The 20,441-nt window shown below is 73.9% G+C and carries 14 protein-coding genes, 2 tRNA genes and 1 pseudogene; 6 read left to right on the forward strand and 11 right to left on the reverse strand.

What is annotated here, in order from left to right; genetic code table 11:
• Positions 1–164: pseudogene (locus FYW99_RS32625) on the forward strand (HNH endonuclease); the annotation flags it as partial.
• A 590-nt stretch (positions 165–754) separates the two neighbouring features.
• On the opposite strand, the gene FYW99_RS28005 reads toward FYW99_RS32625, so the two are convergent.
• The 10 genes from FYW99_RS28005 to FYW99_RS28050 all read right to left on the reverse strand — a co-directional run bounded on the left by FYW99_RS28005 (position 755) and on the right by FYW99_RS28050 (position 13,598).
• The gene (locus FYW99_RS28005) at positions 755–1,795 is read right to left on the reverse strand and encodes a transketolase family protein (RefSeq protein ID WP_190394841.1); all 1,041 of its coding nucleotides are present in this window, start codon (positions 1,793–1,795) and stop codon (positions 755–757) included.
• The gene (locus FYW99_RS28010; RefSeq protein ID WP_150255012.1) at positions 1,792–2,667 is read right to left on the reverse strand and encodes a transketolase; all 876 of its coding nucleotides are present in this window, start codon (positions 2,665–2,667) and stop codon (positions 1,792–1,794) included. Before FYW99_RS28010 ends, FYW99_RS28005 begins: the two co-directional genes overlap by 4 nt.
• Positions 2,668–2,735: 68 nt before the next feature.
• On the reverse strand, positions 2,736–4,226 hold the full coding sequence (locus tag FYW99_RS28015) for a GntT/GntP/DsdX family permease (RefSeq protein WP_150255013.1): 1,491 nt from the start codon (positions 4,224–4,226) through the stop codon (positions 2,736–2,738).
• A gap of 145 nt (positions 4,227–4,371) precedes the next feature.
• A complete protein-coding gene (locus FYW99_RS28020; RefSeq protein WP_150255014.1) occupies positions 4,372–5,268 on the reverse strand; it encodes an NAD(P)-dependent oxidoreductase in 897 nt (298 codons plus the stop codon).
• Positions 5,269–5,406: 138 nt separating this feature from the next.
• On the reverse strand, positions 5,407–6,129 hold the full coding sequence (locus FYW99_RS28025) for a FadR/GntR family transcriptional regulator (protein ID WP_150255015.1): 723 nt from the start codon (positions 6,127–6,129) through the stop codon (positions 5,407–5,409).
• A 208-nt stretch (positions 6,130–6,337) separates the two neighbouring features.
• Positions 6,338–7,681: a transporter gene (locus FYW99_RS28030; RefSeq protein WP_150255016.1), complete on the reverse strand. Its 1,344-nt coding sequence runs from the start codon at positions 7,679–7,681 to the stop codon at positions 6,338–6,340.
• Positions 7,678–8,499, reverse strand: coding sequence for a hypothetical protein (locus tag FYW99_RS28035; protein ID WP_223839692.1), 822 nt, complete (start codon positions 8,497–8,499; stop codon positions 7,678–7,680). Before FYW99_RS28035 ends, FYW99_RS28030 begins: the two co-directional genes overlap by 4 nt.
• Positions 8,496–10,700, reverse strand: a complete 2,205-nt coding sequence (locus FYW99_RS28040) for a hydantoinase/oxoprolinase family protein (RefSeq protein WP_190394842.1) — start codon at positions 10,698–10,700, stop codon at positions 8,496–8,498. The genes FYW99_RS28035 and FYW99_RS28040 overlap by 4 nt, the downstream gene beginning before the upstream one ends.
• 187 nt (positions 10,701–10,887) lie before the next feature.
• Positions 10,888–12,510 (reverse strand): FAD-dependent oxidoreductase, encoded by a 1,623-nt coding sequence (locus FYW99_RS28045; protein WP_150255017.1) that lies wholly within the window; start codon positions 12,508–12,510, stop codon positions 10,888–10,890.
• 11 nt (positions 12,511–12,521) lie between these two features.
• Entirely contained in the window at positions 12,522–13,598 is a 1,077-nt protein-coding gene (locus tag FYW99_RS28050; protein WP_150255018.1) for a LacI family DNA-binding transcriptional regulator, read from the reverse strand.
• A gap of 209 nt (positions 13,599–13,807) precedes the next feature.
• Between FYW99_RS28050 and FYW99_RS28055 the strand changes: the two genes are divergently transcribed.
• Positions 13,808–14,863: a glycoside hydrolase family protein gene (locus FYW99_RS28055; RefSeq protein WP_150255019.1), complete on the forward strand. Its 1,056-nt coding sequence runs from the start codon at positions 13,808–13,810 to the stop codon at positions 14,861–14,863.
• 98 nt (positions 14,864–14,961) lie between these two features.
• Here the strand turns inward: FYW99_RS28055 and FYW99_RS28060 are convergent, their stop codons facing one another.
• Positions 14,962–15,774, reverse strand: a complete 813-nt coding sequence (locus tag FYW99_RS28060; protein WP_150255020.1) for an SAM-dependent methyltransferase — start codon at positions 15,772–15,774, stop codon at positions 14,962–14,964.
• A 307-nt stretch (positions 15,775–16,081) separates the two neighbouring features.
• Here FYW99_RS28060 and FYW99_RS28070 point away from each other — a divergent pair, with 307 nt between their 5' ends.
• The 4 genes from FYW99_RS28070 (at position 16,082) to FYW99_RS28085 (ending at position 19,841) form a co-directional block, all read left to right on the forward strand.
• Positions 16,082–16,855, forward strand: a complete 774-nt coding sequence (locus FYW99_RS28070) for a nucleotidyltransferase domain-containing protein (RefSeq protein ID WP_150255022.1) — start codon at positions 16,082–16,084, stop codon at positions 16,853–16,855.
• A 460-nt stretch (positions 16,856–17,315) separates the two neighbouring features.
• Positions 17,316–17,387 (forward strand) — tRNA-Ser (locus FYW99_RS28075).
• 78 nt (positions 17,388–17,465) lie between these two features.
• Positions 17,466–17,539 (forward strand) — tRNA-Arg (locus tag FYW99_RS28080).
• A gap of 1 nt (position 17,540) precedes the next feature.
• Positions 17,541–19,841 carry a transcriptional regulator gene (locus FYW99_RS28085; protein WP_150255023.1) on the forward strand — a complete coding sequence of 767 codons (2,301 nt, stop codon included), beginning with the start codon at positions 17,541–17,543 and terminating at the stop codon, positions 19,839–19,841.
• The last annotated feature ends 600 nt before the right edge of the window (positions 19,842–20,441 follow it).

The following is a 20,441-nucleotide window of genomic DNA, read 5'->3' on the forward strand; positions in this document are numbered from 1 at the left end:
CCTCGTTCTCCCGAGGAGGGCGCACGGTGGTAGCCAACTTGCAACCGTTGTGCGGCCCGCACAACCGGGCCAAGTACCAACGCGAACTGCGCACACACCAACACCGAGGACAAGGACGGGGCCACCCGTCCGACGGGGACCCGGACCCACCGCCCCGGGAATGACCCCCGGCCGTGCCGAGCCCTGGCATGCCCGCGCCCGACACGCAACCCGGGCCCAACGCCCACCGTCGTCGCTGCCACCGTCGCCCACCCCCACCACCGGGGCCGGTACCGCTGCCCAAGGCCGGAGGGACCGCTCGCCTTTGGTGCCGACGCAGCAGAGGCCCACCATCCCCGAACGCCAAGCGCTGGTCGCCCTCCCAAGCCACCTCGCGGCAGCCGGTGCCGCAGGAGCGAGCGACCACGCGCGCACAGCAAGCGTTGAACGCCCTCCCCGAGCCGCTCCCGCCGTTGGTGCCAACACAGCAGCCGCAACAGCCACCTCTGCCCGCTCCCCCGAAGCGGTACGGCGGGAGGAGGGCCCGCCCCCCCGAGCGAGTGCGGCGGGAACCCCCACCCCGTAGAGGTCTCCCGCCACACCTTCGCGGGCCCCGGCTCTCTTCCTCGGCCGAGGCCCGTTCCGTCACATCACCTCATGCATCGTTGCGTCTCGTCACGTCACCTTGCACCTCGTTCGGTTCCAGTTCAGCCCGCCCCAGCTCGGCCTGCCCCAGTTCAGCCCGCCCCAGCTCGGCCCACCCCAGCTCGGCCCGTCACAGCGAGGCGCGCACCCTCTCCACGATCCTGGGCACGGACACGCCGTAGCGGTCGTAGAGGGTGGGCAGCGCCCCCGCGTCCAGGAACTCGTCCGGCAGTCCGATGTGCTCCACCCGGCGGGCCACCCCGCGCTGGACCAGCACCGAGGCCACCGACTCGAACAGCCCGCCCACGACCGAGTGGTTCTCCAGCACGAACACCTTGCGGTCCCGCCCCACCTGCTCCAGGACCGCCTCCACGTCCAGCGGCTTGATGGTGGGCACGTGCAGGACCGCGACGCCGATCCGGTCGGCCTCCAGCTCCGCGGCGGCGCGCAGCGCGCGCTCGGTCATCATCCCCGAGGAGACGAACAGGACGTCGTCGCCGCCGCGCAGGAGCGCGGCCTTGCCCAGCTGGAACTCGTAGTCGTACTCGTCCAGCACCGTGGGCACCGCGCCGCGCAGAATGCGGGTGTAGGTCGGCCCCTCGTGCGCGATCAACTGGGGAACCGCCTGCTCGATGTCCACCGAGTCGCACGGGTCCACGATCACCATCCCGGGGATACCCCGCAGCAGGGCGACGTCCTCGGTCGCCTGGTGGCTGGGGCCGTAGCCGGTGGTCAGGCCGGGCAGCGCCGCGACGACGTTGACGTTGAGCCCCGGCTCGGCGATGTCCAGGCACAGGAAGTCGTAGGCGCGGCGGGTGGCGAAGACCGAGTAGGTGGAGGCGAAGGGCACGAAGCCCTCCATCGCCAACCCGGCGGCGGCGCCCATCATCACCTGTTCGGCCATGCCCATCTGGTGGAAGCGGTCGGGCATGGCGTCGCGGAAGACGTGCATGTCGGTGTACTTGGCCAGGTCCGCCGACAGCCCCACGACGCGCTCGTCCTCGCGCGCGGCGCGCACCAGCGCGTGCCCCAGGGGCGCCTGGACGGTGCGCGCGCCCTCCTCCGCGATCGAGGCGATCATGGCGTCCGACGTCAGCCTTTTGCCGCTGCCGCTACCGCCACCACTGCCGGTGCTACCGGTGCTGGCGCTGCTGCTGATGGTGGTGCTCATGCCGTGTACCCCTCGTATCCCTGGCGCAGCTGCTCGCGCGCGGTCTGCCACTCGTCCTCGGCCACCCGCATGAAGTGCAGCTTCTCCCTGCTCTCCAGCATCGGCACCCCCGCGCCGATCCTGGTGTCGCACACCAGCGCGGTGGGCGAGCCGCGGTGCGCCCGCAGCTCGTCCAGGGCCGCGGCGACGGCGGCCACGTCGTTGCCGTCCACCCGCAGGGTGTGCCATCCGCTGACGCGCAGCTTCTCGTCGGCGGGCTCGGTGCCCATGACCTCCTGGGCGGGCCCGTCGGCCACCTGGCGGTTCATGTCCACGATCGCGGTCACGTTGTCCAGGCGGTGGTGGGCGGCGGCCTGCACCGCCTCCCACGTGGAGCCCTCGCTCAGCTCGCCGTCGGAGAGCAGGTTGTACACGCGGGCGGGGTTGCCCTTGCGGCGCAGTCCCAGCCCGACGCCCACCGCGATCCCCAGCCCGTGGCCCAGGGAGCCGCCGGAGATCTCCATCCCCGGCGTGTAGGTCGCCATGCCCGACATCGGCAGGCGCGAGTCGTCGGTGGCGTAGGTGGTCAGCTCCTCCTCGGGGATGACCCCCGCCTCGGCCAGGGCGGCGTACAGGGCGATGGCGTAGTGGCCGATGCTGAGCAGGCAGCGGTCGCGCCCCTCCCAGCCCGGCTCGTCGGGCCGCAGCCGCAGGTGGTCGGCGTACAGGGCGGCGAGCACGTCGGCGAACCCGAGGGCCTGGCCGATGTAGCCCTGCCCCTGGACCTGGGCCTGGGTGAGTGCGTTGAGCCGGATGCGGTAGGCGGCGGCGCGCAGCCGCTCCAGCCTGGCGGTGTCGACGCCGCCTCCGGGTCGGGTGGCGGTCTGGTTCATACGGACCTTCCTCGGTGTGCGAAGGGTGTGGTGCGGGGGGCGGCGCGTCCCGTTCCGGGACGCGGGGCTCAGACCAGGGCCCAGGTCAGGCCGACGAGGGCGAACCCGCTCGTGCCCAGGGCCGTGACGAGCACGCTCCAGGTGCGCAGCGCGTCGCGCACTGACAGGCCCAGGTAGCGCGAGACGATCCAGAAGCCCGAGTCGTTGACGTGGGACAGGCAGATGGCGCCGCAGCCGATGGCGAGATTGATCAGGGCGACCTCCAGGCCGCTGTACCCACCCGAGGAGATGGCCTCGGCCAGGAGCCCGGAGGTGGTCAGGGCCGAGACGGTGGCCGAGCCCTGGGCCGCCCGCAGCAGTGCGGCCAGGCAGAAGGCCAGGAGCAGCAGGGGCAGTCCCAGGCCGAGCATGCTCCCGGAGAGCACCTCGCCGATGCCGCTGGCGGTGAGCACCCCGGCGAACGCGCCGCCCGCGCCGGTCACGAACACGACCACCGCCGCCGGGGCGAGCGCGGCGTCCATGACCGAGCCGACCGAGCGCATCGACCAGCCGCGGCGCACGCCCAGCAGGTACAGGGCCAGCAGGCAGCCGGTGAGCAGCGCGAAGGGCGGGGCCCCGACCATGCTCAGGAGGCGCAGGGACACGGATCCCTCCTCCAGGAACAGTGCGGCGACGGTCTGGAGGCCGATCATGAGGATGGGCACGGCGATGACCGTGATCACCGCGGCGGCGCTGGGCGGGCGCTGCGGCTCCACCCGGGGGCGGGCGGAGACCTTGGTCGCGCCGGAGGATCCGGTGCCGTCGGCGCCGCCGGCGGGCTCCGTGCCGACCGGAGAACCCGCACCACCCACGATGCCGGAGGACCCCGCGTCGTTCGTGCCGCCGGATCCGGGTTCGCCGGTGTTCTGCTCGTACAGTTCCGCGGTGGAGGGCAGCATGGCGTACGCGCGCCGGTTGAGCAGCTTCGCCGTGTAGTGGGCGACCACGCCCACCGGGAGGATGAGCGCGGCGCCCAGGAGGGTCACCAGGCCCATGTCGGCCCCGGTGAGCACGGAACTGCCGACGATGCCGGGGTGGGGCGGCAGCACCACGTGGATGAAGAGCATCAGCCCGGCGATGGGCAGGCCGATGCGCATGGGCGAGGACAGGCGGGCCGCCCGCGAGAAGGCGTAGATGATCGGGACCAGGACGATGAAGGCGACGTCGAAGAAGATCGGCACCGCGATCACCGAGGAGGCGATCAGCAGCGCCACGCCCACCCTGGCCGGGCCGAGCAGCGCGCTGAAGCGCTCGGAGAGCGCGTCCGCTCCGCCGGAGTGCTCGACGATGGCGCCGAGCATGGCGCCCAGCCCCACCAGGAGGGCCACGTTGCCCAGGGTCCCGCCCAGCCCCTCCACGATGGTGGGCACCACGTCCTCGAAGGGCATGCCCGTGGCCAGGGCGGTGCCGACGCTGACCAGCAGGAGCGCGACGAAGGCGGGGACGTTGAAGCGGATGATGAGGACGAGTAGCGCGCCGATCGCCCCCAGGGCGATCAGTGCGAGTACGAGGGCGTCCATGCTCGGGTTCTCTCTGTCGTGGCGGCGCGGGTCCCCGCGCACCTCCCCCGAAGGCGTGTTCCGGGCATGGTGAGCGGACCGTCGGCGCCGCGCGGGGACGGGGGAGGTGAGGGGGAGGGCACGGACCCGGCGGGGCCCGGCGGGGTCAGTCCCGGTAGACCCGGATGACCTGGGAGTCGTCGTGGTCGATCAGACCGGCCTCGGCGGCCCTGGTGTAGGCGTCGCGGGCGGCCAGGAGGAGTGGTGCGGAGAACCCGGCCTCCTCGGCGGTGTCGGCGACCAGCCCGGAGTCCTTGACGAAGATGCCGATGGTGCTGGTGATCTCGTCGGGGCCGTCCGGCAGCATGCGCGGGCCGCGGTCGCCGAGCATCCAGGAGCCTCCGGCGCCGCCGCCGACGGCCTCCAGCACGTCGGCGGGGTCGAGTCCGAGGCGTTCGGCCAGGGCCAGGGACTCGGCCGCGGCCGCGATGTGCACCGAGCACAGGAGCTGATTGACGACCTTGTAGGACTGTCCGCGCCCGGCCTGGTCGCCGCAGTCGCGCACCGTGCCCATCGCCTCCAGCACGGGTCTGCACCGTTCGAGGGCCCCGGGGTCGCCGGAGGCGAACAGGGTCAGGGCCGCGCGGCGGGCCCCGGCCACACCTCCGGTGACCGGCACGTCCAGCAGCCGCACCCCGCGCTCGCGGGCGCGGTCGGCGACCTCGCGCACGGGGCCGGGTCCGACGGTGCTCATGACCACGAGCACCGAGTCGGCGCGCATGGTCTCCAGGGCGCCGCCCGGGGCGGTGACCGCGGCGCGCAGCTGGTCGGGGGTGGCGACCATGACGATGACGACGTCGGCCTCACCGACGCCCGCGGTGTCGGGCTGGGTGCGCAGGCCCTGGGCCCGGGCCTCCTCGCGGCGGTGCGGCGAGGGGTCCACGCCGACCACGGTGTGCCCGGCCGCGGCGACCTGGAGGGCCATGGGCAGGCCGATGGCGCCGACGCCGACGAACATCACGGCCGTTTTCGGGCATGGCTGTGGAACTGGTGTGGTGTCCATGTGTCTTCCTTCTCCCCCGCGGGGGATGTTTCGGGCCGGTCGGTGTCCGTGAACGCAGGGACCGGAGCGGGACGCGCCCCCCGTTTCGCCGCAGGTCAGGACCCCAGGCGTCACACCGGCAGCACGTCTGCCGGTCCCTCAGTGCCCGTCGGCGGGCGCGGCACCCTCGGTGATGCGGCGCCACAGGGTGAAGTGCTCCACCATCGCGGCCGCGGCGGCGCTGCGGTCGTGCGCCTCGACGGCGTCGACGATGGGCGTGTGGACAGTGTCCGTCCTGCGGGGCCCCGTGGCGTCGTCCTCGGCGGCGCGGGCCTCGATGTCCAGGGCCAGGGCACGCTTGTGGGCGAGGACGTCCCTGAGCGCCAGGCTCATGCCGTCGACGAAGAACTCGATCACCGGGTTGTCGGCGATCTGGAACAGTTTCTTGTGGAAGGCGTAGTCGGCCTCGTGCCCGGCCTCGGCGTCACCCGCGGCGGTGGCCCGGACCATGTCCTCGACGTGGCCGCGCAGCACGCGCACGTCCTCCTCGTCGGCCCGGTCGGCGGCCTCCTGGACCACGGCGACCTCCATCATCTCCCGGGCGCGTTCGACGCTGGCGTCGTCGATGTGGCCGAACTTGGACATGAGGCCGAACAGGAACTGGACGAAGGAGGCGTCGGGCCTGGTGAAGAACGTCCCCGCCCCCTGGGTGCGGCGCACCATGCCGAGCATCTCCAGGCTGCCGAGGTTCTCCCGGACCGTGGCCCGGCTCGTGCCCAGCCGCTCGGCCAGCTCCCGCTCCGTCATCAGGCGCGACTCGGTACCGGCGGCCTTGGCCTCCGGCGCCAGCGCCTCGACCAGGGCGTCGAAGTTCGTGTCCACCGCACCTCCTGATTGGCCTGACCAATGTGAGAGAGCGTACAAGTCGCAGGTCGCGGGCGTCAATGGATTGGTAAGGCCAATATTTCCGTCGTGTGAAGGCCCGGCGTCGGCGCGGCGCACAGCGCGGCGGACGGCCCCGCGCCACCTCCACGGGACCGTCCGCCGTGCTCTCGCGGGCCCAGCTCACGCCTGTTGGGCCCCACCGGCGTCACATCAGGTACAGGAACACCGTCAGCACCAGACCGGCGATGGCGATCACCCACGTGTAGGGCAGCGTCGAGAGCATCGACCGCTCCGGGCGCACCCCCGCGTACTGCGCGCTCCACACCGTCTGCGTGCTGGTGGGGTCCGACACCCCCAGCACCTGGCCGTAGGAGGCCATCAGCCCCAGCACCGCCGGGGCCGGGTAGATGCCGCCGGAGATGAGCACCCCGGCCACACCCGCGCCCAGACCGAAGATGTTCATCGGCCCCCGGTACAGGGCCAGCGGCACCAGCACGGCGAAGACCAGCACGAACAGCCACGGGTTGCTCGGACTGATCGCGGTCACCACCGGGGTGAGAGCCGAGACGGCCCCGGGCAGGTTCACCGCCGCCAGCAGCATGCCGATCGCGATGAACAGCACGATGGGCGGCGCTGCCACGTCGAAGGCCTGGTAGAGCGTGCGCAGCGCGGTGGAGGACATCTCGCGCCAGGGCACGGCCGTCAGCAGCGCGAAGACCACACCGGCCAGCAGCGAGGGCACGATGGGCACGTGCAGCCCCAGCGCCAGCACGATCGGCACCAGCGGCGTGACCAGCGCGTACCAGGGCGCGTCCCCGCGCCGCCTGCGCCGCTCGGCGGCCCGCTGACGGCGGCTCGGCGGCGTTGTCCCGGCGGCCCCGGAACCGGTTCCCCCTGCTCCGGCCGGGACCCGCACCGCCCAGGTGTGCCGGGCGCCCTTGCGGCGCATCTCGACGAGGATGTAGGCGAGTCCGCCCACCAGCGCGATCGGGAACAGGCGCAGCTGGAAGTGCTGGACGGTGGAGACCGGCACCCCGATGGCGTCGGACAGGAACTGCCAGTTGATCAGCTCCAGCGGCAGCCCGGCGGCGATGCCCACCAGCACGGTTCCGGCCGCGACGGTGGGGGTGACCCCGACCGCGATCATCGCGGGGATGCCCACCACGCCGGCGAGCATGGCCGCGGGCGCCGACCCGGTGATGCTGCCGCACAGGATCGCGACGACGAAGACGCCGACGGCGACCAGCGAGGGGCGATCCCCGCCGAACTCCACGATCTTGCGCACGAGGGTGGAGGCGATCCCCGCCTCGGACATCAGCGTGCCCAGCCAGCTGCCCAGGAGGATGGCGATCATGGTCGCGGCCAGGCGCGGGGCGCCCTCCTGGATGACCGTCCCGGTGACGCTGCCCTCCTCCCCCATGAGCGGAGCACCCGCGATGAGCGCGATCGCGACGGAGAGCAGGACGAGGGCGAAGGCGGTGGGCAGGCGGCGCGTCAGCATCAGGCCGACGCCCACCGCCATGGCGAGGAGGATTGCGAAGGCGGTCACGGGCGTTCTCCGGGGGAGGTTCGCGGGGCGGGCCGGTCGTGGCCCGCGCCCCGGTGGGCAAGGGTGGCGGCGATGGCCGCGGTGAGCGCGATCGGGCTGCGGCGCAGCCCCGCGCGGCGGCGGGCGTAGGCGTGCGCGGCGATCTCGTCGGCACCGACCACGTGGCCGCGCAGGCGCAGCGGCCCCAGCCGCACCAGGACGTGGTCGAGTTCGCGCCGCAGCGCGCGGCCTCGTCCGGCGTGCAGCATCCGGTGGGCGTGTTCGTGGGCCAGCGCGGTCTCGCGCAGGGCCGCGCGGGTGAGATCGCGCCCCCACCCGGCGTCGCGGGCCACGCGGTGGGCGTGGTCGAGGGCGTCGGTGTAGACGACCACCCGGTCTCCGGAGGCGCGGTGCAGGTACTCGGCGAGCAGGACCTCGCCCGGACGCAGCCCGCCGGTGGCCCGCTCCTCCACACGCAGGCCCGAAGGACCCATGAGGCTTGGAGCGCTCACCGCACCCGAGGAACCCGTAACGCCTGGGGCGGCTGGGGTGCTCGTGGCGCCTGCCCCGGCCCCTCTGCTGCCCACCGTCCCAGCGGGCCCGGAAGGCCCAGCGACCCCGGGGTTCCCGGCCGCTCCGGCGTCCTCGTCGGCCATGCGCTCGCCGAAGCGCAGCGCCGTGGCGGCCCAGGACAGCAGCAGGTCGCGGTCGCGTCCCTCGTGGGTGGCGGTCAGGGCGAGCAGGTCGGCGGCCAGCTCCTCGTCGGAGGCGGCGCCGATGCGCGCGTACTCCTGCGCGAGGTCGGCGTGGACCGCGCCCGGCGGCGTGTGCGCGCTCACCGCCGCTTCTCCATGACCGCGATGACCGTCTCGTCGGGGGCGCGCCTGGCGATCTCCGCCGAGGCCAGCGCGACCAGGTGCCCCGGGTCCAGCACCCCCGACAGGTCGGCGAACTTGGGCCCCAGCAGCAGCCACACCGCCGGGGGCAGCGCCCCGCCGTCGCCGTAGGCGGTGCGCTCGGCCACCAGGTCCTTGAGCCTCCCCTCGGCCTCGGCGGCCACCAGCGTGTCCACCTGGGCGTCGGCGCTGTGCAGGCGCACCACCCCTTCGGCGTCCACCACCCGAACGTGGGTGCGTTCGCGGGCGAAGCGCCCCAGCGGTCCCCCGGGTCTGCGCACCAGCCCGAACACCCGGTACTGGCCGTTGGCCGCGTACGCGGTGAGCTCGTCCGGTTCGGCGCCCAGACTGACCGCGGCCGCGGCGCGCGCCCCGGCCTCGGCATCCGCGGTGGCGGCGCGGTCCCTGGTGCGCAGCTCGGTGGCGCCCGTGGCCACGGCCGCCACCAGGTTGCGCTGGGGGTCGACGGTGACGTCCACCTCGATCCCCGCCGGGTCGGCGCCCTGGCGCAGCACCGCCTGCTCGGCCTCGGCGCGCACCGCGAGCACGTCGGCGTGGGTCGCGCCGGGGATGATGCGCTCCACCGACTCGCGCACCAGCGCCAGCGCCACGCCCAGGGGGCTGATGACCTCGCTGTGCGCGGCGATGCGCGCGTCCAGCCCGGTGCGCTGGCCCAGGTAGGGGGTGACGGTGGCCGCGCCGCCGCCCCCGCCGACCAGGGCGCACACCTGCCGGTCCAGCCCGTAGTCGCCCACCATCTCGTCCACGACCGCGGCCACGCGCTCGGTGGCCTTGTGCAGCACCGCGCGGGCGGCCTCCTCCACCTCCACTCCCAGGGCCCGGGCCAGCGGGGCGAGGGCGGCGCGGGCCGCACGGGCGTCGGCGCGGGCGTAGTCGCCCTCGGGGACGAGCCCGGCGGCGTTGGCCGCGCAGGTCACGGTCAGGGCGAAGCGCCGCCCGCCGCTCTCCAGGACGGCGTGGTCGCCCGGGTCGGAGGACATGGGGCTGATCCGGACCAGGCGGGCGCCCTCCAGCTCCTCCGGTCCGGCGAAGCAGGCGTAGGGCAGCCCGGCGATGTGGGCGCTGCGCGGCCCCACGTCGGTCAGGCTCGCCCGGCCGGGGCCCTCTCCCCCGCCGACCCGGACGAGGGAGCCCCCGCCGATGCCGACGGTGCGCACGTCCAGCGCCGACAGGTAGGTCTCCCTGCCGCCCAGGCGGGCGTGGCGGATCTGGACCCGCCCGCGCCGGATGACGCTGATGTCGGTGGAGGTGCCGCCGGTCTCCAGGAACACGCCCTCGCTGACCTTCTCGCCCATCAGGGCGCCCGCCACCCCCGCGGCGGGGCCGGAGAGCACGGTGAGCAGGGGCCGGTGGCGCATCTCGGGCAGCGACATCACGCCTCCGTCGCAGCGCATGACCATGAGCGGGGCGGTGACCCCGGCCTTGTGGATGCTGCGCTCGACCAGGTCGGCGGTCTGGAGCATCCGGGGCATGACCCCGGCGTTGAGCGCCGCGGTGCGGGCGCGCTTGCCCAGGCCGTAGAGCTGGGTGATCTCGTGGGTGGCTGTGACCGGAACCCCGCGGGCGCGGGCGGCCTCCAGTACGGCCAGCTCACCGCGGGGGTCGTCCACACTGAAGGGTTCGACGGCGACGACGACCTCGGCTCCCTCGGCGACCACCTGGTCGACGCTGGCCAGGGCCGCGTCCTGCCGGTCGGGTTCGCGCAGCGCGGCGTAGCGCACGGGCAGCGGGTGACCCGAGTCCAACTTGAGCTTGCCCAGGGAGCGCAGCCTGCGGGTGGCGAAGGCGTCGTAGCCGCTGCCGACGCCGACGATGCCGATGGTGGCCACGTCGCCCTCCAGCAGGGCGTTGGTGGCCTGGGTGGTGCCGTGGGCGAGGAAGCCCACGTCCTCGGCGCGCACGCCGATGTCGCCGAGCAGGCGTTCCAGCGCGGTCATGATGCCGTGGGCCACGCCGTCGGCGTGGTCGTGGCTGGTGGGCACCTTGACCTGGCCCAACAGGGCGTAGGTGGTGGCGCTGACGGCCACGGCGTCGGTGAAGGTCCCGCCGACGTCGATGCCGATGCGCACGGGACCGGGACTGGAACCGGGGCCCGGGGACGGGGTTGGGGTCGCGTCGCTCATGGTCACCCCTTCTGTGGGGAGTCGGTCGGTGGGGAGTGGGGTTGTGCGGGGTGGGACTGTGCGGGGTGGGACTGTGCGGGATGGGACTGCGCGGGATGGGACTGCGCGGGGTCGGGGGCGGACGTCCGGACCGAAGCGAAGCGGAGGCCCGCAGGGGCGCGACCGCCCGCCCCCGGTGCGGAAGGGGTCAGTAGCCGCGCACGTCGGGCCAGTGGCGCTCGACACCGGTGCGGTCCAGCACGGAGGTGAAGGCCTCCAGCAGTTCGTCCTTGGCGCGCACGGCGTGCGGCGTGGTGCCGTGCTCCAGGGCGAAGGCGGCCAGCCGCCCGGCGGCCTCGCCGATGTTCCACTCCACCGGGTGCAGCCGGAAGCAGCCGTTGGTGATGTGGGTGGTGCCGATGTTCTTGGCGGCGGGCAGCAGGTTGGTCTCCCGCTCGGGCAGCAGGGCGCCCAGCGGGATCTCGAACGGGACACTGGCCACGTCCACGTAGTTGTCGCCGCCCGTGGAGGGGTGCAGGTCGATGCGGTAGCTGCCCACGCCCACCGAGTCGTGGCGGCGCACGATGCCGTGCGGGCCCAGCAGGTCCAGGGACACGTCGTGCTCGGTGACGGTGGTGACCGCCCGGACGCGCCGGGACTCGCGCACGTAGGCGGCCTTGGCCAGGCCCAACTCCGCGCCGGTGACGTCGGGCCGGGGCTTGAGCCCGGGGAAGCCGGTGCCGCCGTCGGCGCGGGGCGCCTCGGTCTGGAGCCAGTACAGCACCGACAACGACAGCTGGCGGGCCTCCTCGTGGGCCTCGCGGACGGCCTGGGCGTCCACCAGCCCCTCGATCTCCAGGGCGGGCTTGAGCCAGTAGTCGTTGAGCGGCCAGTTGGCCAGGGTGATGTCGGAGTCGAAGGCCCCGGGCAGGTGCATGCGCCGGGCCAGGATGCGCCGGAAGCCCCACAGCTCCTTGTCGCCCGCGTCCGCGCTCTGGTCGGCGGCCACCGCGAGCGGGTCGGTGTCGGGGTTGGGCACGAAGGTGCGCGCCACCGGCTCCAGGGTGCGCGGGTCGGGGGCCGAGAAGCCCAGCAGCGGCCCCGGCCAGAACTCGGGCGTGTAGGAGCGCCAGAAGTCGTACATCGCCGGGCGCTCGATGGTGTGGTCCTCGCCGTCGTGGTGCGACATGGCGAAGCAGTAGGTGATGCCCTGGAGGTTGGCCGGGTCGGCCACCTCGGGGGCGTGCGGCTCACCGTGCTCGGAGCGGGCCTCGGCGCCGGTGACGTGGTCCAGGCCCGCCATCGGCAGCAGGTCGCCGTTCTCGGTGGCGTCCAGGACGTAGGCGGCGCCCACGGTGTGGCGGCGCCCCTGCTCGTCCTCCAGCTCCACCGCGCTCACCCGGTCGCCGTCGGTGTGCGCGGCCACCGGCCGGTGGCGCAGCAGGACGGTCAGGCGACCGGCCGCACGGTGCGGGCCCACCATCTCCTCCAGCACCGCCAGGGCCACGCGGGGCTCGTGGCACAGCTTGCTGACCCGGCCCGCGCCGGGGTTGAGGGTGAGCGAGGAGGCGGCCTCGGCCCGCAGCGGGTAGGCGCGGCGGTAGTGGTCGCGGATGCCCTCACGCAGGCGCCGGTAGGACGCGGTGGAGCCGAAGCGCTCGATCCACGGGTTCTCGTCGGGCGGTACCGCCTGCGCGGTGAGCTGCCCGCCGATCCAGTCGGTCTCCTCGGTCAGCACCACGCGGCGGCCGGAGTCGGCGGCGGCCAGGGCCGCGGCCACGCCGCCCAGTCCCCCGCCGACGACGAGGATCTCTGTGCTGGTCTCGGTCATGAGGGCCTTTCTCAGGTGTGTCGTGTCCGGGGCGCGGCGACGGTGCCGCCCTCCACCGGCTCGCAGGGCAGCAGGCGCCGGGGGGTCTCCCCGTGGGCGCCCGCGATCAGTTCCAGCAGCAGACGGACCGCGTCGCGGCCCATCGCGCGCAGGGGCACGTCGAAGCCGCCGTAGGCCGCGCCGCCGCCCGGGGCGCGGCCCCGGGTCCCGGTCGGCGCGCCCAGCAGGGCCAGGGAAAGCTCGTCCGGGCAGCGCAGACCGGCCCGGTCCACCGCGGCGGCCAGGCCGTCCAGGGCGGCGCCGGTGTCGGTCTGCTCGACCACGACGGCGGTCACGCCCTCGGCCAGCCAGCGCCGCAGCAGTTCGTCCAGGTCCGAGCCGTCGGTGCGCACCACCAGGCGCGCGGTGTCGATCCCGGCCGCGCGGGCGCCGCGCAGCACGCCCTCCTCGCGGTCGGTCGAGGCCGGGGCCTGGTCGTGCTCGCGCAGGTAGCGCAGCTCGCGGTGGCCCAGGCCCGCCAGGCGCGCCACCACCTGGGCCGAGGCCGAGACGTAGTCGGCGCCCACGTAGGGCACACCGGGCTCGTCGCGGCGGCCGATGTAGACGAAGGGGAAGCCGTCCTCGGCCAGGCGCCGGATGGGTTCGTCGGGCACGTGGCGGCCGAAGAACAGGCAGCCGTCGGCCACCCGCACCCGCCGCACCGCGGCCGGGTCGTCGGCGCTGGCGGCGGCGCGCGCGGACCCGGTGAACAGGATGAGGTCCTGGCCCTGGGCCGCGGCCTCCTCCTCCACCCCGACCAGGACCGGGTAGTAGGAGTGCGCCACGTCGGTGGGGAAGGTGGTGCTGAAGGTGTACAGCCCCAGCATCGCGTTGCTGGCCGAGGCCAGCCGGGTGGCGACCGGGTCGGGCACGTAGCCCAGCTCCTCCGCGGCGTCGAGCACCCGCTGGCGGGTCTCACGGGCCAGGGACATCCCGGTGGGGGTACCCCGCAACACCAGCGAGACCGTGGCCTGGGAGACCCCGGCCACCCGCGCGATGTCGGACTGGCGGGGGCGTCGCCTCGGCCCCGCCCTCCTGACTTCCGTCACCTGTTTCTCCTCTTGCATGCCGTGTTAATGCGCATTAGTTGACGACTGTGAGCCGCGCCACGGCGTATGTCAAGAGGATGACGGGCGGATTTCCACCCCGGGACAGGATCTTTCGTTAATACGTATTAGAACCTTGACCGACGTATCGGCGCTGGTGAAGACTCTGGGCCTCGGAGCCTCCCCCCGACCCGCTCCGGAAGGGAACCGTCATGTCCGACGACGCTCACCCCCGCCCCCTCTCCGTCCCCGACCGCCGCACACTCCTGCGGGGCGCCGGAGCGGCCGCGGCGGGCGCCCTGCTGGCCCCGGGACTGCTGGCCCCGACCTCGGCGGGTGCCACGACCGCGACCCCGGCCACCACCGCCGGCGGCACCGCGGCGGCCGACGTCCTGCCGACCTACCGGTTCCTGCGCGAGGCGCTCGACACCGCCGAACTGGACTACAACCCCACCGGGGAGCTGATCTTCCCCTGCCTGCGCGGAACCGTGGGCCGCCTGCCCGACGCGCCCGGCCGCTTCCTGCTCTACTACGCCCCGCACGAGAGGCCCGGCGGCATCTGCCTGGCCTACGCCGACAGCCCGGACGGGCCCTTCACCGAGTACCCGCGCAACCCCGTCGTGGCCAACGCGTGGGCCCCGCACTACGACGTCAGCCACGTGTCCTCACCACACGTGATGTGGAACTCCGAACGCCGCGAGATGTGGCTGTACTTCCACGGGGAGAACACCACGACGCGGCTGGCCCGCTCACGCGACGGCGTCAGCTTCACCTACGAGGGCGAGGTGCTGACCACGGCGATGGTGCCGGGCACCACCGAGGCCTCCTACGCGCGCGTCTTCGAGTACCGGCTGCCCGACCGGGGCGCGCGCTACGTCATGGTCTTCATGCGCAACAGCACCAGCAACCACCGCTCCATCGGGTGGGGGTGGTCGGCGGACGGGATCACGTTCGACTTCGATCCCGACCCGCTCGTGGACCACGCCGAGGTGGGGGTGTCGGACCTGTCGGGCCCGCACGTGGTCGAGCGCGGGGGCAGCACCTACGTCGCCTACCACACCAACCTGGGCGACATCCGCCTGACCGAGGTGGGGCGCGACTTCGGCCTGCGCCGCCACCTGGGCACGGTGCACACCCCCATGGCCGGGCCGCCGGACTCGGGCCGCAGCGCGGCGCCCTCGTTCGGCTCCGACGGAGGCGTGCAGTACATGTTCTACGAGGCCGGGCACCGGCTCGGGGCGACCATCGCCATCGCCCGCGCCGACTGAGCCGGGGTTCCGCGCGGCCGGCCTCCGCCGCGCGACGCCGCGGCGACCCTCCCTCAGCCGGGCGTCGCGGTGCGCCCGGCTGACAGGGGGGGCGGGGGTCAGGCCTTGCGGGCCACGCCGCAGTACTCGGCCACCGGACGCGCCCCGCCCACCTCGGCGGGGGCCGAACGCCACAGGGAGCAGGAGACCACGCCCGGCTCCAGCAGTTCCAGCCCGTCGAAGAGCCCGCTGATCCGCTCGGCCGTGCGGATGGTGAGCTTGGGGGTGCCGCGCTCGTTCCAGGCCGCGGCCACCTGGTGGGCGCGTTCGCGGTCGATGTCGTCGGTGGGGTGGGACAGGACCAGGAAGCTGCCCGGCGCCAGGGCCTCCAGGAGCCGGTCCAGGATCGAGCGGACCTCGGCGTCGTCGGCGACGAAGTTGACCACGCCCAGCAGCATCAGCGCCACCGGCCGCTCCAGGTCCAGGGTCCGGGAGGCCTCCCGCAGGATGGCCCGCGGGTCGCGCAGGTCGGCGTCGACGTAGTCGGCGGCCCCCTGGTCGCTGCCGGTGAGCAGTGCGCGGGCGTGGGTCAGCACCAGCGGGTCGTTGTCGACGTAGACGACCTTCGCGTCGGGCGCCACCGACTGGGCCACCTCGTGGGTGTTGTTGTGGGTGGGAAGCCCGGTGCCGATGTCCAGGAACTGCCGGACGCCCTCCTCGCGCGCCAGGTGGGTCACGGCGCGGACGAGGAAGCCGCGGTCGGCGACCGCGTTGTCCACGATCTCGGGGAAGAAGGAGCGGATCTGCTCGCCCATCTCCCGGTCCACCGGGTAGTTGTCCCGGCCGCCCAGCCAGTAGTTCCAGATCCGGGCGTTGTGGGGGACGGAGGTGTCGATCCGGGTGGCGGAAGCCTCAGGGGTCTCGGGGGGCACGGGCCTGCCTTCTACGCTCGTTCTGGGGAGAAAAGGGGCGTACTCGGACAAGTAAAGGGATCCCGGTGCCCACCGGCAAGCTCCCCGGGGCGTGTCCCCCGACGACGGCACCGGCCCGCCCAGGCCTCCCGAAGCAACCGGACAGCGACCGGCACCGCCCGCCGAAAAGCACTCGTGCCCCGGACCCCCGGCGGATAACGTGCCAGGCAGCGCCCCGACGACCGCGCCCGAGCACCACCCAGCACCCAGCACCCAGCACCCAGCACCCAGCACCCAGCACCCAGCACCCAGAAGAATGGAGCCGCAGGTGAAGCACTCCAGCCCCGAGTTCGCGCGGATCGCGCACGAGGGAACCGTCCTGCGGTGCCAGGTGGGCTCCGAGGCCCACGGCCTCGCCCTGACCGGCCAGGCCGACCGCGACGAGATGGGCATCTGCGTCGAACCGCCCGAGTACGTCATCGGCCTGCGCCCCTTCGAGCAGTACATCCACCACACCCGCCCCGAACACACCCGCTCCGGCCCCGGCGACCTGGACCTGACCGTCTACTCCCTGCGCAAGTGGACGCGCCTGGCCCTGGACGGCAACCCCACCGTCCTGCTGCCCCTGTTCGTCCCCCCGAACGAGATCGTCACCATCACCCCCGCCGGACACGACCTGCGCGCCAACGCCGCACGGTTCCTCTCCCGCCGGGCGGGCCTGCGCTTCCTGGGCTACCTGCGCGCCCAACGCGACCGCATGGAGGGGATCCGCGGCGGCAAGCACACCAACCGCCCCGAACTCGTCGACCGGCACGGCTTCGACACCAAGTTCGCCTACCACATGGTCCGTCTCGGCATCCAGGGCGTGGAACTGATGGAGACCGGCCGCATCACCCTGCCCATGCCCGAACCCGAACGGACCTGGCTGCTCGAACTGCGCCGTGGCGAACACAGCCGCGACGAGGCCCTGACCCGGGCGCGCGAACTGGAACACCGCCTGAGCGAGCTGTGCCGGACCTGCGACCTGCCCGCCGAACCCGACCACGCCTGGGCCGACCGCTGGCTGGTCCAGACCTACCAGCGCGCCTGGGCCGGACGCTGACCCCGCCCCGCGAACCGGCCGCCACCGCCCGACCCCGCGACCGTGGCCACGACCACGCTGGTCACAGCGGCCACCCGGCGCGGCCCCGGCACGGGGCCGGGATAGGGTGATCCCCCGAAGAGGTAGGCGCCGCTCCCGGCTCCTCCGGGCGCTCCCGGCGCGGCGGGCGCCGCGCACAGCACCCGGAAACAACGAACACTAAGGAAACACCATGGTCGGAACCATCGCCTTCGTGCTCATGGTCGTGGGCCTGACGATGATGCTCGCCACCGGGCTCATCGCGGCCGTGATCAAGACCCGCTAGGGAAGCACGACCAGGCTTGGTGACGGGTGCGTCCACACGGCCGCACCCGTCAGACCGTTTCCCCGCCCCGCCGGGGCTCACCGGGCCCCGGACGCCCACACCCCCGAAAAACACTTTCGGCCCCCGTCCCCGAAGCACTAACGTGAGCCCCGCAAACGACGTGTAGCTCAACAGCAGAGCACCCGGCTTGAGACCGGGAGGGCGCGGGGGCGGCACCCGCCACGTCGGCCGACGACCGGACCACGGCACGCCGACCTCCCCCACCGGAGCACCCGCTCAGGACCGGGAGCACGCGGGCCGACCGGACAGCGTGTGGCTCAAACAGTGAGAGCGCCCGGCTTCGGTCCGGGAGGGTGCGGGGGCAGGTCCCGCCACGCTGGCATGGACGACACCACCCCCCTGCGCGCCGACCGGGACTACGCCGCCGGACGGCTGGCCAAGGAACTCACCACCGCCCTCACCCACCAGGACGCCCGTGTCCGCGAGGCCGCGCGCGCACGCGTCGACTCCTGGGAACGGGTCGTCACCGGCATGGACGACGGCACCCTCACCATCGGCTCCCGCACCCCCGTCAAGGACCTGCCCGCCTGGGTCACCCCCGAGGTCGTCCACGGCGGCTTCGCCACCGGCCTGCCCGCCGCGGGCGGCCCCCTGCGCCCCCACGAACAGGAACTCGCCCGACGCCACGGCCTGCCCGCCCGGCGCGCCGCCCTCCACGCCCACCACCTCACCGAACGGGGCCTGGCCGACCTCAACACCCTGCTCGACAGCGGCGGGTACGAACTGGACCTGCCCGAACAGGCCGTCCCGCTCGCCGCCGCCTGGCTGCTGCGCAACGGCGACACCGAGGGCGCCCTGCGCCTGCTCGCCACCGTCGAACCCCTCGCCGACACCCTGTGCCTCACCCCCCGCCCGGCGCCCCGTCAGGACCTGCCCGCCCACACGGTCTTCCGCCAGAGCGTCGGCGACGCGCGCCACGCCCTGGCCGAACGCGCCGCCCGCAACCCGGCCACCAGTCGGCCCCGGGCACAGCAGGAGGCCCTGGCCGTGTGGAACCCCTTCGCCGACCGGATCCTCACCCACTGGCTGGAGACCGTCCGCGACGGCAGGACCGACGCCCACCGCCCCACGGGCTGGACCCGCCGCGGCGCCGCCCTGCTCACCGAGTACGAGCGCCTGGCCGCCGAGCACACCCTGTGCACCAAGCACCGCAAGCCCAAGGAGAACCTCGCGATCCTGCTCGCCGCACTGCGCGAGGCGGTCGCCGAACCCGACGCGGAACTCACCCCCCGCCGCCGCGGCCTGCTCCGCCACGCCGTGGACTCCATGGTGGCCAAGCGCGGCCTGCCCGGTTCCGACCGGCACACCGCCCTGCGCGCCGGACAGGCCGAGCACGCCGCCCGCCCCACCCACGACGTGCTCGCCGCTCTGCTGGCCGCCCGGCTCGCCCCGCTCCCCCAGACCTTCGGCACCCCGCACATGGCGCAGCTGCTCACACCCGCCTCCGCCGAGGAGGCCCGCGAGCGCGCCGTACCCGAGGGCTGGCCCATCCCCGGGACCCTGGGCGACGTCGCCCGCAGGGCCACCGCCGCTCCCCTGGACGACCTGGTGGAACTCGGCGTGGTGCCCTCCGCCGAGGTGATGGCCGAGATCGTGCCCGCCCTGACCGCGGAGGCCGAGGCCGCCTCCGCCCCGGACCCCGCGCTGGCCCGGCTGGTCGCCGCCCACCACCGGGCGTTCAGCCGCAGGCGCTCCCTGCTCCTGCTCAACCTGGAGAGCCAGGTCCGCGCGGACGAACTGCCCTGGACGCAGGCGCTGCTGGCACACCGCTCCGGTCCCGAGGCGCGCCGCGAGGCGGTGGCCGAGCTGCTGCCCGCACTGGGCTCCTCCGTGCTCACGCACTTCCCCGGCACGATCGTGCCCAACCCGATGGTGAGCCAGCTGGCCGCCCTGTCCCGCTCCGCGGACCTGCGTCTGCCGCTCGTGGAGGAACTGGCCGCCGACATCTTCATGGGCACGTTCGCCCGCAAGTTCACGCGCGCCGCCAAGGTGGCCGCCGCCCTGCTGGGCGAGGGCCTCTACACCCGGTACTACGGCATCGACCCCGCCCAGGTCCTGGCCCTGGAGGAGGAACCGCCCCGGCCCGGCGGCGGGGCCACGGCCTTCGACCGGCTGTGCCGCGAGCGCGCGGGCGACCCGCGCTGGGGCGTGGCGGGCAACGGCACGGTCATCGAACAGGCGCAGATCCTCACCACGCACAACCTGGCCGTCCTGGTCGAGGCCGGGGCGCGGCCCGCGTGCGGGTGGGCGGAGCTGGCCCGGCGCGCCCACGCCCTGACCGTGCGGACCGTGGAGAGCCTGCCCCGGGTGTCCCCGCCCATGCCCCACGTCAAGAACGCGGCCTTCGCCTGGCGGCAGACGGTGTTCTTCCTGTCCCTGTGCACCGAGCCCGAACAGCGCGAGGTGACGGCGTGGATGGAGGGGCTCGCCCCCGACCAGCCCCACCACACGCGCGAACGCCTGGAGCCGGTGTTGGCCGGACTGCGCCAGGTGGTGGAGGGCGACCCCCTGCAGGAGACCGGGGTTCCCACCGGAAGGCGCCGCTTCCTGGGCTGGGCGGCCAGGGGGCACTGGATGCTCCAGATCGCCCCTGGGGCCCTGCACGGCGCGAGGCGCCCGTGAGACCGGCCCGCTGACAGCACGGGCGACCGGTGCGGGGCATCCGTCCACGCTGCCCCGCACCGGCGGTACGGGCGCACCCGCACGGGTCCATTTTACGGACCCCGGCGGAAGGAGGACCAGCGGTCCGGGAAATTCGTGCGGTGTTCGGTTCCCCGAAGCGGGGCCGCTCCGGATGCGCGCCGGACGGAGGGCGCGCGATCACCGCCCCCTTCTTCTGGTTCGTGGCAACTGGTACCGAAGATCGTTTTCATTCGCGTTTCCATCCCTTGCCCCCCTTTGTTATGACACAAGGAATCCCTATCTTTATTATGTAGATTCGTAGTCGCCGAAACCCGTGCCGCCCCGGCCGGGGGCACGGCGCTCCGCCGCTCGGACGCACCGCGGACCTGGGGCCGACCCGGGCCGCCTGGCAGGTGTGCACGCGGCCCGGTCGGCCGTGGTCCGTTCGGGTTCGCAGGGGAAGGTCGGGGCTCGTTGGCACGGCTGGCGTGGACGCGGAGACGCCCGGGTACGGCCCTGGGGCCGCCACGGGGTTCCCGGGAGCGCTGGCGTCGGCTCCGTCTCCGACACGCTCCCTCCAGCCAGCCGCGCCGGTCCGGT

Source organism: Nocardiopsis deserti, assembly GCF_008638355.1.
Taxonomy (GTDB): domain Bacteria; phylum Actinomycetota; class Actinomycetes; order Streptosporangiales; family Streptosporangiaceae; genus Nocardiopsis; species Nocardiopsis alborubida.

Excerpts from the sequence above, each read along its gene's own strand:
- FYW99_RS28005 (WP_190394841.1), bottom strand. The coding sequence starts at position 1,795 with ATGAGCACCACCATCAGCAGCAGCGCCAGCACCGGTAGCACCGGCAGT.
- FYW99_RS28010 (WP_150255012.1), bottom strand. The coding sequence starts at position 2,667 with ATGAACCAGACCGCCACCCGACCCGGAGGCGGCGTCGACACCGCCAGG.
- FYW99_RS28015 (WP_150255013.1), bottom strand. The coding sequence starts at position 4,226 with ATGGACGCCCTCGTACTCGCACTGATCGCCCTGGGGGCGATCGGCGCG.
- FYW99_RS28020 (WP_150255014.1), bottom strand. The coding sequence starts at position 5,268 with ATGGACACCACACCAGTTCCACAGCCATGCCCGAAAACGGCCGTGATG.
- FYW99_RS28040 (WP_190394842.1), bottom strand. The coding sequence starts at position 10,700 with ATGAGCGACGCGACCCCAACCCCGTCCCCGGGCCCCGGTTCCAGTCCC.
- FYW99_RS28045 (WP_150255017.1), bottom strand. The coding sequence starts at position 12,510 with ATGACCGAGACCAGCACAGAGATCCTCGTCGTCGGCGGGGGACTGGGC.
- FYW99_RS28055 (WP_150255019.1), top strand. The coding sequence starts at position 13,808 with ATGTCCGACGACGCTCACCCCCGCCCCCTCTCCGTCCCCGACCGCCGC.
- FYW99_RS28085 (WP_150255023.1), top strand. The coding sequence starts at position 17,541 with ATGGACGACACCACCCCCCTGCGCGCCGACCGGGACTACGCCGCCGGA.